This is a genomic window from Streptomyces sp. f51, from assembly GCF_037940415.1.
GTDB lineage: Bacteria > Actinomycetota > Actinomycetes > Streptomycetales > Streptomycetaceae > Streptomyces.
This window is the reverse complement of the sequence record NZ_CP149798.1, coordinates 1,754,375-1,767,236: the sequence shown is the minus strand read 5'-3', so window position 1 is coordinate 1,767,236 and position 12,862 is coordinate 1,754,375. Positions and strand designations below refer to the sequence as shown.

Annotated in this window: 15 protein-coding genes; 10 read left to right on the top strand and 5 right to left on the bottom strand. The window is 73.2% G+C overall.

Annotated elements, in window-relative coordinates; all coding sequences use genetic code 11:
- Window positions 1–24: 24 nt before the first annotated feature.
- Both WJM95_RS07900 and WJM95_RS07895 read left to right on the top strand, forming a co-directional pair.
- Window positions 25–888 (top strand): ABC transporter permease, encoded by an 864-nt coding sequence (locus WJM95_RS07900; RefSeq protein ID WP_339135413.1) that lies wholly within the window; start codon window positions 25–27, stop codon window positions 886–888.
- A gap of 34 nt (window positions 889–922) precedes the next feature.
- The gene (locus tag WJM95_RS07895; RefSeq protein WP_339128849.1) at window positions 923–1,624 is read left to right on the top strand and encodes an AAA family ATPase; all 702 of its coding nucleotides are present in this window, start codon (window positions 923–925) and stop codon (window positions 1,622–1,624) included.
- 338 nt (window positions 1,625–1,962) lie between these two features.
- On the opposite strand, the gene ybaK is transcribed toward WJM95_RS07895, so the two are convergent.
- The 4 genes from ybaK to WJM95_RS07875 form a co-directional block, all read right to left on the bottom strand.
- Window positions 1,963–2,460 carry a Cys-tRNA(Pro) deacylase gene (ybaK, locus tag WJM95_RS07890; RefSeq protein ID WP_339128848.1) on the bottom strand — a complete coding sequence of 166 codons (498 nt, stop codon included), beginning with the start codon at window positions 2,458–2,460 and terminating at the stop codon, window positions 1,963–1,965.
- Between the two features lie 17 nt (window positions 2,461–2,477).
- Window positions 2,478–3,218, bottom strand: coding sequence for an LON peptidase substrate-binding domain-containing protein (locus WJM95_RS07885; RefSeq protein ID WP_339128847.1), 741 nt, complete (start codon window positions 3,216–3,218; stop codon window positions 2,478–2,480).
- An 11-nt stretch (window positions 3,219–3,229) separates the two neighbouring features.
- Window positions 3,230–4,270, bottom strand: coding sequence for a hypothetical protein (locus tag WJM95_RS07880; protein WP_339128846.1), 1,041 nt, complete (start codon window positions 4,268–4,270; stop codon window positions 3,230–3,232).
- 395 nt (window positions 4,271–4,665) lie between these two features.
- Complete coding sequence (locus WJM95_RS07875) at window positions 4,666–6,243, bottom strand: oxidoreductase (protein ID WP_339128845.1); 1,578 nt, start codon at window positions 6,241–6,243, stop codon at window positions 4,666–4,668.
- A 174-nt stretch (window positions 6,244–6,417) separates the two neighbouring features.
- On the opposite strand from WJM95_RS07875, the gene hisD reads away from it, so the two are divergent.
- From hisD to hisF, 8 genes are read left to right on the top strand one after another with little or no spacing between them, the layout of a single operon-like run.
- Entirely contained in the window at window positions 6,418–7,767 is a 1,350-nt protein-coding gene (gene hisD, locus WJM95_RS07870; RefSeq protein WP_339128844.1) for a histidinol dehydrogenase, read from the top strand.
- A complete protein-coding gene (locus tag WJM95_RS07865) occupies window positions 7,764–8,900 on the top strand; it encodes a histidinol-phosphate transaminase (protein ID WP_339128843.1) in 1,137 nt (378 codons plus the stop codon). Before hisD ends, WJM95_RS07865 begins: the two co-directional genes overlap by 4 nt.
- Window positions 8,897–9,490: an imidazoleglycerol-phosphate dehydratase HisB gene (gene hisB / locus WJM95_RS07860; protein WP_037623339.1), complete on the top strand. Its 594-nt coding sequence runs from the start codon at window positions 8,897–8,899 to the stop codon at window positions 9,488–9,490. The genes WJM95_RS07865 and hisB overlap by 4 nt, the downstream gene beginning before the upstream one ends.
- A complete protein-coding gene (locus tag WJM95_RS07855; RefSeq protein ID WP_037623340.1) occupies window positions 9,487–9,651 on the top strand; it encodes a hypothetical protein in 165 nt (54 codons plus the stop codon). Before hisB ends, WJM95_RS07855 begins: the two co-directional genes overlap by 4 nt.
- Window positions 9,642–10,289, top strand: coding sequence for an imidazole glycerol phosphate synthase subunit HisH (gene hisH / locus WJM95_RS07850; RefSeq protein ID WP_339128842.1), 648 nt, complete (start codon window positions 9,642–9,644; stop codon window positions 10,287–10,289). Before WJM95_RS07855 ends, hisH begins: the two co-directional genes overlap by 10 nt.
- Complete coding sequence (gene priA / locus WJM95_RS07845) at window positions 10,286–11,011, top strand: bifunctional 1-(5-phosphoribosyl)-5-((5-phosphoribosylamino)methylideneamino)imidazole-4-carboxamide isomerase/phosphoribosylanthranilate isomerase PriA (protein WP_339128841.1); 726 nt, start codon at window positions 10,286–10,288, stop codon at window positions 11,009–11,011. The genes hisH and priA overlap by 4 nt, the downstream gene beginning before the upstream one ends.
- On the top strand, window positions 11,008–11,454 hold the full coding sequence (locus WJM95_RS07840) for a RidA family protein (protein ID WP_339128840.1): 447 nt from the start codon (window positions 11,008–11,010) through the stop codon (window positions 11,452–11,454). Before priA ends, WJM95_RS07840 begins: the two co-directional genes overlap by 4 nt.
- Window positions 11,451–12,206 carry an imidazole glycerol phosphate synthase subunit HisF gene (gene hisF / locus WJM95_RS07835; RefSeq protein ID WP_339128839.1) on the top strand — a complete coding sequence of 252 codons (756 nt, stop codon included), beginning with the start codon at window positions 11,451–11,453 and terminating at the stop codon, window positions 12,204–12,206. Before WJM95_RS07840 ends, hisF begins: the two co-directional genes overlap by 4 nt.
- An 18-nt stretch (window positions 12,207–12,224) precedes the next feature.
- Here hisF and WJM95_RS07830 read toward each other — a convergent pair whose 3' ends face one another.
- The gene (locus tag WJM95_RS07830) at window positions 12,225–12,662 is read right to left on the bottom strand and encodes a hypothetical protein (RefSeq protein ID WP_339128838.1); all 438 of its coding nucleotides are present in this window, start codon (window positions 12,660–12,662) and stop codon (window positions 12,225–12,227) included.
- Window positions 12,663–12,862 lie beyond the last annotated feature (200 nt).

Genomic DNA, 12,862 nt, shown 5'->3' with positions numbered 1-12,862 from the left:
GTACGGGAGAAGGGCGTCGTACGTGTGCGGAACAGGACGGCTGCCGACGAAGGGGAGCAGTTCGACGTGAGTGCCGTACCCGCGGGAGTGCTGCCGGGCGGCGCGCTGCCCCTGGCCGGGGACGCCGAAGGGGCCGCGGAGCTGGGGCCGCGCGCACGGCTGTGGCCCTCGCTGGCCGCCGTGTACCGGGCGCAGCTCTCCCGTGCCCGCGTCGCGCGGATCCCGCTGCTGTTCGTGGCCACCTTCCAGTCCCTCGGCATCATGATCATGATGCGCGGGGTGGTGGACGGCGGCGCCGAGGCCCGGGCCGTGGTGGCCGGCTCGACCGTCCTGGTCGTCGCCTTCGTCGCCCTCAACCTGCTCGCGCAGTACTTCGGGCAGCTGCGGGCGAGCGGCGGACTCGACCACTACGCGACGCTGCCGGTGCCGCCGGCGGCCGTGGTGCTCGGGGCGGCGGCGGCGTACGCCTCCTTCACCGTGCCCGGCACCGTCGTCACCGCCGTCGTCGGGTGCGCGCTCTTCGGACTGCCGCTGGCGCACCTGTGGGTGCTGGCCGCGGTCGTCCCGCTCGCGGGCGCCGCGCTCGCCGGGCTCGGGGCCGCGTTCGGCCTGCTCGCGCCGCGGCCCGAGCTCGCCACCCTGCTCGGCCAGATGGGCATGTCGGCGGCCCTGCTGCTCGGCGTCCTGCCGGCGGACCGGATGCCGGCCCCGGTGCAGTACCTGCGGGACCTGCTGCCCTCGACCTACGGTGTCGAGGCCTTCGCCCGCACCTTCGGGGCGCGCCCCGACTGGCCCGTCGTGCTCGGCGATCTGGCCGTCTGCGCCGCGGTCGGCGTGGTCTCGCTGGCCCTGGCGGCCTGGGCCTACCGCCGGGCGGCCGTCCGGTGACGCGGCCGCCGACGGGGCCTGGCACGATGGCAGGGTGACCGCTCCGCTGACTCCACCTCCGCCGCCGCACGAACCGTCCTCCGAGGACCGGCGGCAACCGCACCCCGACTGGCAGGCCAAGACCGCTCCCGGCTCCGCGGCTCACCCCGTGTACCCGGGCGCGTACGAGGCCTCCTACGGACAGGACGGACCCGGCATGAAGACCGAACTGCGGGAGGCCGCCGTGATCACGGTCGCGGTCGCGCTCGCGGGGGCTCTGCTCGGGGTGCTCTGGGCGTGGCTGACACCGCACGTGCCGCTGGTCGCGGACGCCACCGCGGTGTACCTCAAGGACACCGAGGGCGAGCAGGCGATCGGCGTCGACGGGACCTTCACACTGCTCGCGCTGGGCTTCGGCGCGGTGAGCGCCCTGGTCGTGTTCCTTCTGCGGCGCCGGGGCGGTGTGCCGCTGGTGATCGCGCTCGCCCTGGGCGGTCTGCTCGGATCGCTGCTCGCCTGGCGGGTCGGGATCTGGCTCGGCCCCCCGCAGAACGTGGTCGCGCACGCCAAGGCCGTGGGCAAGGGCGTCACCTTCTCCGCGCCGCTGAAGCTCGGGGCCAAGGGAGCGCTGCTGGCGTGGTCCCTGAGCGCCCTGGTGGTCCACCTCGGTCTCATGGCCCTGTTCGGCCCCCGCGACCCCGACCCCTACGAGCAGCACCCCTACCAGGCCACCCCGCCGGGACCTCCGGCCGCCTAGGGCGACTCCCCGGCCGGGGAGTCAGGGCCGGCCGGGCGCCGGGTGCGCGTCGGCCGGGCCGGCCCTTCGGTGCGGGGGGTCGGTCACGCGGGACGGCGGCCGTGGTTGGAACGGCCCTTCTTGATGCGCCACTTGCGTTTGCGGGTTCTCTTCGACATGCCCCTCGTGCTTAACCGAGGAAGCGGCATCCGTCGAGGGGCCGCGCGGACCGCCCGGGCCGCGACGGCCGCCTTCGGCCACGGGAGGCGGGCCGGCCACGGGAGCGGCCGGCCACGGGTCGCGGGCCGGTACGGCGGTACACCGCTGCGGCGGACGCGGGCGGCGGGGCCGGGGGCCGTTCAGGACCGTCCGACGGGTGCGGACACCGCCTCCGTGAGCTTCGCGAGGTCGGCGGGGGAGACCTCGACCTCCATGCCGCGCCGGCCCGCCGAGACGCAGATCGTGGCGTGCCCCGAGGCCGAGGAGTCCAGCACCGTACGGAGCTTCCTGCGCTGGCCGAGCGGCGAGATGCCCCCGCGGACGTACCCCGTCGTGCGCTCGGCCGCCGCCGGGTCGGCCATCACCGCCCGCTTGCCGCCCACCGCCGTGGCGAGGGCCTTGAGGTCGAGCGAGCCCGCCACCGGGACGACCGCCACCACGAGCGCGCCGTCGACGTCCGCCACCAGGGTCTTGAAGACCCGCTCGGGCGACACGCCCATCGCCTCGGCGGCCTCCTCGCCGTAGGACGGGTGGGAGGGGTCGTGCTCGTAGGCGTGGACGGTGAACGGGACGCCCGCCTCGGTCAGCGCCACCGTGGCGGGGGTGCCGCCGGACTGCTTCTTCGCCTTCTTGGCCATCGGTCTTCTCGCAAGCGTCAGTTCAGGCTCGTCGGGCCGCGCGTCAGGTCCGACGCGGGCAACGACGGCAGGTTACGGATGATGGCCGTCTCCGCGCGCAGCACCTTCAGCTCCTCGCGCAGCCGCGAGGCCGTGTCCGGGGTCTGGAGCAGCCGCTGCCTGGCCGGGACGTCCAGCATCACGGCGGCGGCGACGAGATAGGAGACGACGGCCGGTTCGTCCGGCAGGTCCGCGCCGGTCGACAGCGACCGCTCACGCGCTCCGGCCAGCCGCTTCTGGTACTGCCGGAAGGCACGCAGGACACCTTCGGCGAGCGCGCCGGCCTCGTCGCCCAGGTCCTCCGGGAGCTCCTCGAGCTCGGCCGTCAGAAACGCCCCGGAGGCGTCCACCGACAACAGCCGCACCCGGGTCGTGCCGGTCGCCAGCACCTCGAAGCTGCCGTCGGCGCGTTCCCGGATGGTCGCCGCGTCCGCGACGCAGCCCACCTCGTGGAACGCCTTGAGCGGATCGTCGCCGAACCCGGCGGCGGGCCCGCGGTCGGGCACGGCCGTCCCGTCGGGCATGCCGGGCGCGCTGGGCGAGAGCTCGTGGCCGTCGCGGACGGCGACGACGGCGAAGCGCCGGGATTCGTCCTCGGGTGTCTTGAGCAGTTCGCGCATCATGGCGCGATAGCGCTCCTCGAACACGTTCAGAGGCAGCACGAGCCCGGGGAACAGCACCGAGTTCAGGGGGAAGAGCGGGAGCCGGACGGTGGTCACGACGGGAAAGCCTAATGGTCGACGGGACGGACGAGTCCGCCGTACCCGATCCGCGGACGCCGGTCGGGGGCGCCGTCCCGCAGCGGAAGCCCCGAGGCGACCTCGAGCCGCACCTCGTCGCGCAGCTCCAGATACCGGCCGAGCGGGTCGGCGGAGACCCTGGCCCAGGGGAACGAGGTCACGTACGGGCCGATGAGGCGCAGCTGCTCCAGCGCGTCCTGCCAGCGCTCCAGCCGGACCAGGACGTACGCCAGCAGGTTGCGCACCTCGGCGGGCCACGGGTCGGCGGCGGTGTAGGCCGCGGAGACCGAGATCCCGAGGTCGGCCGCGGCGTCCAGGCGTTCGCGCGGCACCTCGGGGCCGCCGCCCTCGGTCAGATACGCGAAGGCCGCGCGCACCGGCAGCGCCTGGACCAGGGAGCCGGGCAGCGCGTCCTGAGCGGCGGGCTCGGCGAAGTCGAAGCACTCGCTGTGCGAGCCGTACCAGGCCGCCGAGAGGTACTGGAGGGCGGCCACATGACAGCCGTAGTGGTGCGGGGAGCGCCGGACGGCCTGGCCCCACAGCTGCTCGAACTCGGTGTGTCCGACGTTGGTCCCGCGGGCGTGGTCGAGCGCGATCCGCCACGGCACCGGGTCGCGCGGGTCGCCCTCGGCGGCGGAGGTGATCAGCGGGCCGACACCGCGGAGCAGTTCCACCCGCGCGGGCGACTCCCATCCGCGCCGGACGGCCAGTTCGGCCCGGACGAGGAGGGAGTCCGGGTCGTGCGGGTCGTCCGCCTGCCACCGCCGGAGCCATTCGTCGCGGGAGCGGGCGAAGGCGGCGAGGCGTACGGCGTAGCGGTCGCGGTTCTCCCACTCGGCGGACCGGCGGGTGGCGGCCAGCAGGTCCGCCGCCGGGGTGTACTCGCCCCCGGCCGCCGCGACGAGCACGGGCCCCAGCCGGTGGTCGGGGGCGTCGAGCAGGACCTCCTCGTCGGCCGGCAGTCCGGCGGCGAGGCGTGAGGTGTGCCGTGCCATCCGGGCGGTGCGGAGGAGAGCGCTCAGTAGTGCCATGGTGACGACCATTGAAAACCGCAGGTGGGAGCTGTGCCAGAGGTGATCGGTGACGCTTTCGTAAAGCCGTTTGGTTGTGCGGGTTGCGGTCAAGGACCAGTAAAGGCGTCGTGTGGCCCGGGTATGCGTCGGACCGGGAAGGAGGCTCGAACCGGCGCGCGGGAGGGGCGTACGGAGATCGCGTGGGCGCGCGGGAGGGGCGCGCGCGGCTCGGACCGGCGCGCCGTCGCGTCCGCCGTACGGCTCCGGAGCCAGGGGCGGGCGTGGCACCCCGGGGCCGGCCGTCGGCGCGCCGGGGTCGGGGTCGGCCGTGTGCCCGGGAAGCGGCCGGTGGCGCCCCGGGGGCAGGACCGGCCGTGGCACCCCGGGGTCAGGAGGGCCGTCCGGTCCCGGATTCACCCGCGGCGCAGCAGCCGGGTGGCTCCCGCGGCCACCGTCGTCGCCAGGATCCAGCCGAGGAGGACGACCACCGCGGCCGGCCACTGCCAGCCGCCGCGCAGCTGCCACTGGGCGGCCTGGCCCAGATCGATGACCGGCAGCAGCAGGTCCAGGGCGTAGAGCGAGGCGTTCCACGCGGGGTGCCCGCCGTTGACCGGCTGGTGGTCGGCGTGCGCGAAGGCGACCGACGTCGTCGCCCACAGCACCGCCATCCACAGGGCGGCGCGCCCGGGGCGGTACCCGTAGGCGACCGTCCAGTCCTGGGCGTAGCCCCAGAGCTTGGCGGCCAGCGGCAGCGTCTCGCGGCGGCGGCGCTGCTTGGCGAGCAGCACCTCGCGCGCGTCCTCGTCCTCGCCGGAGTCGCGCAGCACCGCGGCGAGCCGCTCGTAGGGCTCAGGGGCGTACTCGGCGGTCGCCGCCGCCACCCACTCCAGACGCCGGGTCAGCGGGAAGGCGCCCTGCGGGACCAGGTTCTCGTACGTGAAGCCGCCCATGTGCAGACTGCCGGGGCCCGGCCAGCTGGACGCCCGGTCGACCAGGTTGACGATCCGCGCGCCGGACAGCACCACCTTGCCGCGCTCGGGCCGCTCGCCCAGGAAGCGCAGTTCGGGCGTCTGGACCCGCAGCAGCGACAGCTCGTGGTCGTCGTCGAAGACGAAGCGCGCCCGGTCGAAGTCGACCGCGTCACCGAAGCGCCCGTCGTCCAGCCGGATCCCGCCCTGGCACTCGAACCGCTGCACCAGCGTGCCGCGCGCCGGTGTGGTGCCGCTGGTCATCAGCGGATTGCCGAGGCCCGCCGGGGTCATGTAGAGCGTGCGGTTGACGGTCAGCTGGGGGGCGTTGAGGGCCAGCCGGGTGTACGGGTTGCTGAGCCTGCTGCCGCGCAGGCTCAGCGACACGCCGACGGTCGCGCTGCGCAGACTGAGTTCGCCGTGCGACTCCAGCATCTCGGCCTGGAGGTCCTGTCCGACCGTCATACCGTCGCCCGTGAGCGAACGCCCCCGCCGGTCCCGGTAGACGACGGCCTGGTTGAGCAGCAGGTCCGTACCGATGTGCGCGTCGGTCAGCCGTACCCCGTTGTGGAAGTGGCAGCGCGGCAGATGCAGATCGCCCTCGGTGTGCAGCCGGGCCGCCTCCAGCCGGGGCACCGAGCAGTCCTCCAGCCGCAGGGTCGTGAACCGGGACTCCGGCAGCAGCACCTCCTTCTCGAACCGGCACCCCTTCAGCTCCACGTACGGGACCACCGTGCCGCCCGCGAGGTCGAGCACCCCGGTGATCCGCACGCCCGTCAGCTTCAGGGAGGCGACCCGGCCCTGGAGCGGGGGCGGCCCGTCGAGCAGCAGCCAGGCCACTATCCGCGCCCGCACGCTGCGCTCGGGCCCCCAGGGGTGGCCGCCGTGCGGATCGTCGACGGTCGAGTCACCGCTGCGCAGGTCGTACACGCTGCCGTTGCGGAACGCCTGCCACATCCCGGCCTCGGCGGCCGTCAGCTCGTCCGGCAGGTCCCCGGTGCGCAGGTCGGCACCCTCGGTCACGGCACGTCACTTCCTCCCCGACTACTCGCGGGTACGTACGTTCGTGCAATGCCCGCTCAGTGACGGCGCGAACGCGCCTGGTGAAGGGGATCATCCGCCGGGGCCGGGGACGGCCTGTATCAGCCACTGATACAGGCGTCCGGCGCCTCCGAGCAGTCTGAGAGAATTGTCCTCGTGATCTCCCGAATCGATCTGCGCGGCGACGCCCTCCCCGAGGGCCCCGCCCTGCGCGACCTGCTGCCCCGAGCCGACTTCGACGTCTCGGCCGCCCTGGAGAAGGTGCGACCGATCTGCGAGGCCGTGCATCATCGCGGGGACGCGGCGCTGATCGACTACGCGGAGAAGTTCGACGGAGTGCGTCTGGAGTCCGTGCGTGTTCCCGCCGGGGCCATCGCCGACGCGCTGGAACAGCTCGACCCGGCCGTGCGCGCGGCGCTGGAGGAGTCCATCCGCCGCACCCGTCTCGTCCACCGCGCACAGCGCCGTACGACGCACACCACCCAGGTCGTGCCCGGCGGCTCGGTCACCGAGAAGTGGGTGCCGGTCGACCGGGTCGGGCTGTACGCGCCCGGCGGCCGCTCGGTCTACCCCTCGTCCGTGATCATGAACGCCGTCCCGGCGCAGGAGGCGGGCGTCCCGTCCATGGCGCTGGCGTCCCCGGCGCAGAAGGAGTTCGGCGGCTTGCCGCACCCCACGATCCTCGCCGCCTGCGCGCTGCTCGGCATCGACGAGGTGTACGCGGCCGGCGGGGCCACGGCCGTCGCGATGTTCGCGCACGGCACCGAGTCCTGCCCCGCCGCCGACATGGTCACGGGACCGGGCAACATCTGGGTCGCCGCCGCCAAGCGCTACTTCACCGGCAGGATCGGCATCGACGCCGAGGCCGGCCCGACCGAGATCGCGGTCCTCGCCGACGACACCGCCGACCCGGCGCACATCGCCGCCGACCTGATCAGCCAGGCCGAGCACGACCCGCTCGCCGCCGCCGTCCTCGTGACCGACTCGGTCGCCCTCGCGGACGCCGTGGAGAAGGAGCTGGCACCGCAGGTCGCGGCCACCAAGCACATCGAGGACCGGATCGTCCCGGCCCTGAGCGGACGGCAGTCCGCGATCGTCCTCGTCGACGGGATCGACGAGGGCCTCCGGGTCGTCGACGCCTACGCCGCCGAACACCTGGAGATCCAGACCGAGGACGCGGCCGCGGTCGCCGACCGGGTCAGGAACGCCGGAGCGATCTTCGTCGGCCCCTGGGCCCCGGTCTCGCTCGGCGACTACGCGGCGGGCTCCAACCACGTGCTGCCCACCGGCGGTTGCGCCTGCCACTCCTCGGGCCTGTCCGTCCAGTCCTTCCTGCGCGGCATCCACATCGTGGACTACACGAAGGACGCGCTCGCCGACGTCGCCGCGCACGTGGTGACGCTGGCGGAGGCGGAGGACCTGCCCGCGCACGGCGCGGCAGTGAAGGCAAGGTTTGTCGGAGACGAACAAGTGTCGCGCGGCTGGAAGGTACCCGAGGGCAAGTGACAGGCATCGACGATCTCCCCGTACGGGACGAACTGCGCGGCAAGACCCCCTACGGCGCCCCTCAGCTCGACGTCCCCGTACGTCTGAACACCAACGAGAACCCGTACCCGCTGCCCGAGCCGCTCGTGGAGCGGATCGCCGAGCGGGTCCGCGAGGCCGCCCGCGGCCTCAACCGCTACCCCGACCGTGACGCGGTGGAACTGCGCACCGAGCTGGCCGCCTATCTGACGAAGACCGGCGGGCACGCGGTGGCCGCCGAGAACGTCTGGGCCGCCAACGGCTCCAACGAGGTCATCCAGCAGCTGCTCCAGACCTTCGGCGGCCCCGGCCGCAGCGCGATCGGCTTCGAGCCCTCGTACTCGATGCACGCGCTCATCGCGCGCGGCACGGGCACGGCCTGGATCTCGGGCCCCCGCAACGAGGACTTCACGATCGACCTCGCCGCCGCCGAGCGGGCGATCGCCGAGCACCGCCCGGACGTCGTCTTCGTCACCACCCCCAACAACCCCACGGGCAACGCGGTCCCGCCGGAGACGGTCCTCGCGCTCTACGAGGCCGCGCAGGCGGCGAAGCCGTCCATGGTCGTGGTCGACGAGGCCTACATCGAGTTCAGCCACGGCGACTCGCTGCTGCCCCTGCTCCAAGGAAGGCCGAATCTCGTCGTCTCCCGGACGATGTCGAAGGCCTTCGGCGCGGCCGGGCTGCGCCTCGGCTACCTCGCCGCCGACCCCGCGGTCGTGGACGCCGTCCAGCTCGTCCGGCTGCCGTACCACCTGTCGGCCGTGACCCAGGCGACCGCGCTGGCCGCCCTGGAGCACACCGACACCCTGCTCGGCTACGTGGAGCAGCTGAAGGCCGAACGGGACCGGCTGGTCACCGAACTGCGCGCGATGGGCTGCGAGGTGACCGAGTCGGACGCGAACTTCGTGCAGTTCGGCCGGTTCGCCGACTCCCACGAGGCATGGCGCAGGATCCTCGACCGGGGCGTCCTGGTCCGGGACAACGGCGTCCCGGGGTGGCTACGGGTCTCCGCCGGAACCCCGAAGGAAAACGACGCGTTCCTCGACGCGGTACGTGAACTACTGGGCTCTGTGGGGGAGAACCCCACATCCCCGAAGGAGCAGAGCGCATGAACCGCGTAGGACGCGTGGAGCGGGTGACGAAGGAGACGTCGGTCCTCGTCGAGATCGACCTCGACGGCTCCGGCAAGGTCGACGTGGCCACCGGCGTCGGCTTCTACGACCACATGCTCGACCAGCTCGGCCGGCACGGTCTGTTCGACCTCACCGTGAAGACCGAGGGCGACCTGCACATCGACTCGCACCACACCATCGAGGACACCGCCCTCGCCCTCGGCGCCGCCTTCAAGCAGGCGCTCGGCGACAAGGTCGGCATCTACCGCTTCGGCAACTGCACCGTCCCGCTGGACGAGTCCCTCGCCCAGGTGACCGTCGACCTGTCCGGCCGCCCGTACCTCGTGCACACCGAGCCCGAGAACATGGCGCCGATGATCGGCGAGTACGACACGACGATGACCCGGCACATCCTGGAGTCCTTCGTCGCCCAGGCCCAGATCGCCCTGCACGTGCACGTCCCCTACGGACGCAACGCGCACCACATCGTGGAGTGCCAGTTCAAGGCGCTGGCCCGGGCCCTGCGTTACGCCTCCGAGCGCGACCCGCGCGCAGCCGGCATCCTCCCCTCCACTAAGGGCGCACTGTGACAGGCCTTTCCAGCATTCTCATCGTCGTCGGTCTCTTCCTCGCCGGAGGGATCTACTCCTTCGTCAAGCAGGACATGCCCAAGAGCCTCGTCGTGCTGCTCTCCATCGGCGCCGCGATGTGTCTCGTCGCGGGCGTCATGCGGCTGGAGGTGTGGAGTTGAGCCCTTCCAGGAAGGTCGTCGTCTTCGACTACGGCTTCGGGAACGTACGGTCCGCCGAGCGCGCCCTCGCCCGCGCGGGCGCCGACGTCGAGATCACCCGTGACTTCGACACCGCGATGAACGCCGACGGCCTGCTCGTACCGGGCGTCGGCGCCTTCGCCGCCTGCATGCAGGGCCTCAAGGAGGCGCGCGGCGACTGGATCATCGGGCGCCGACTGTCCGGCGGACGCCCCGTCATGGGCATCTGCGTGGGCATGCAGATCCTCTTCACCCGCGGCATCGAGCACGGCGTGGAGACCGAGGGCCTCGACGAGTGGCCGGGCACGGTGGGCCCCCTGGAGGCCGACGTCGTGCCCCACATGGGCTGGAACACGGTCGACACCCCGGAGGGCTCACAGGCCTTCGCCGGCCTCGACGCCGACGCGCGCTTCTACTTCGTGCACTCCTACGCCGTCCACGACTGGTCGCTGGAGGTCGGCAACCCGCTGCTGCGCGCCCCCCTGGTGACCTGGTCCACGCACGGCAAGCCCTTCGTGGCCGCCGTCGAGAACGGCGCCCTGTGGGCCACCCAGTTCCACCCCGAGAAGTCCGGCGACGCCGGAGCCCAGCTCCTCACCAACTGGATCGGAACACTGTGAGCAAGCTCGAACTCCTCCCCGCCGTCGACGTCCGCGACGCGCAGGCCGTCCGCCTCGTGCACGGCGAGTCCGGGACCGAGACCTCCTACGGCTCCCCGCTGGAGGCCGCCCTGGCCTGGCAGAGCGCCGGCGCCGAGTGGCTGCACCTGGTCGACCTGGACGCCGCGTTCGGCACCGGCGACAACCGCGCGCTGATCGCCGAGGTCACCGGGGCGATGGACATCAAGGTCGAGCTGTCCGGCGGCATCCGCGACGACGACACCCTCGCCGCCGCGCTCGCCACCGGCTGCACCCGCGTCAACCTCGGCACCGCCGCCCTGGAGACCCCCGACTGGGTCGCCAAGGTCATCGCCGAGCACGGCGACAAGATCGCCGTCGGCCTCGACGTCCGCGGCACGACCCTGCGCGGCCGCGGCTGGACCCGCGACGGCGGCGACCTCTACGAGACGCTGGCGCGCCTCGACTCCGAGGGCTGCGCCCGCTACGTGGTGACCGACATCGCCAAGGACGGCACGCTCCAGGGCCCGAACCTGGAACTGCTGCGGGGCGTGTGCGCGGCGACCGACCGCCCGGTGGTCGCCTCCGGCGGGGTGTCCTCGCTGGACGACCTGCGGGCCATCGCCGAACTCGTGCCGCTCGGCGTCGAGGGCTCGATCGTCGGCAAGGCCCTGTACGCCAAGGCGTTCACCCTCGAAGAGGCCCTGGCGGCGGTAGCCAGGTGAGCGCCGTACGGCGCGTGACGACCGGGGCGCCCTGGGAGGACGTCTTCGGCTACTCCCGCGCGGTCGAGCTGCCGAACGGCCTGGTGCTGGTGTCCGGCTGCACCTCCGTCGTCGACGGCGAGATCGCCGAGGGCGACCCGTACGAGCAGGCGGTCAACTCCTTCCGCGTCGCGTTCGCGGCGCTGGAGGAGCTCGGCCTCGGCCGTGACGACGTCGTCCGTACGCGGATGTACATCACCCACGCCCGGGACGTGGAGGCCGTCGGCCGCGCCCACAAGACGCTCTTCGACTCCGTCCGCCCCGCCGCGTCCATGGTCATCGTCGCGGGTCTGGTGGACTCGCGGCTGGTGGTCGAGGTCGAGGTGGAGGCGTTCCGTTCCGGCCCACACCCCGCAGAACGGTCCGGCGAGGACCTCTCAGAACAGGGAGAAACGCAGTCATGACCCTGGCGGTCCGAGTGATTCCCTGCCTGGACGTGGACAACGGCCGGGTCGTCAAGGGCGTCAACTTCCAGAACCTGCGCGACGCGGGCGACCCCGTCGAGATGGCCAAGGTGTACGACGCCGAGGGTGCCGACGAGCTCACGTTCCTGGACATCACCGCGTCCTCGGGGAACCGTGAGACCACGTACGACGTGGTGCGCCGCACGGCCGAGCAGGTCTTCATCCCGCTGACGGTCGGCGGCGGTGTCCGCACCGCCGAGGACGTCGACAGGCTGCTGCGGGCCGGTGCCGACAAGGTCGGCGTCAACACGGCCGCCATCGCCCGGCCCGATCTCATCCGGGAGATCGCGGAGCGGTTCGGGCGGCAGGTGCTCGTGCTGTCGGTCGACGCGCGCAGGACCGGAGACGGCTCCTTCGAGGTGACCACCCACGGCGGCCGTCAGGGCACCGGCATCGACGCCGTCGAGTGGGCGCACCGGGCCGCCGAGCTGGGCGCGGGCGAGATCCTGCTCAACTCGATGGACGCCGACGGCACGAAGGACGGCTACGACATCGAGATGATCGAGGCCGTACGCAAGCACGTCACCGTTCCGCTGATCGCCAGCGGCGGCGCGGGCCGGCTCGACCACTTCCCGCCGGCCGTCGAGGCGGGCGCCGACGCGGTGCTCGCCGCCTCGGTCTTCCACTTCGGCGACCTCCGGATCGGCGAGGTCAAGCAGACCCTGCGCGAGGCGGGACACGCCGTCCGCTGAGGATTCTGGCCGGGGGCCTCACGCGGGGAGCCCCGGCGCCGGGGCCGTTACGCAGAAACCCTTGGCGTCGCCGACGGTCGCGCCGCCGGCCATCGTGCCGGCGGCCTTCGCAGCGATGGCCCACACGCTGGCGGTCTTCGCCGCGATGGCCCGCACGCTGGGGGTGTTCGCCGCGGCGATCTTCGCGCCGGAAGCCTTGGCGCCGCCGGCCATCGTGCCGGCGGCCTTCGCAGCGATGGCCCACACGCTGGCGGTCTTCGCCGCGATGGCCCGCACGCTGGGGGTGTTCGCCGCGGCGATCTTCGCGCCGGAAGCCTTGGCGCCGCCGGCCATCGTGCCGGCGGCCTTCGCAGCGATGGCCCACACGCTGGCGGTCTTCGCCGCGATGGCCCGCACGTTGGGGGTCTTCGCCGCGGCGGTCTTCGTGCCGGTGGCCTTCGCAGTCGTGGCCTGCACGCTGGGGGCCTTGGGCGCCGATGGCCTTCGCCGCGCCGGAAGCCTCGGCGCCGGCGGCCGTCGTGCCCCGCCAGCCGTCGCGCCGCCCGGCTGTGCGTCGGCGGCCTCGGCTGCGGGGTCTTCGCCGCGGCGGTCTTCGTACCGCTGGGCTTCGCGGCGGCCTCCGGTGGGTGGGCTTCTCGGGCGCGTACGGCTCATGG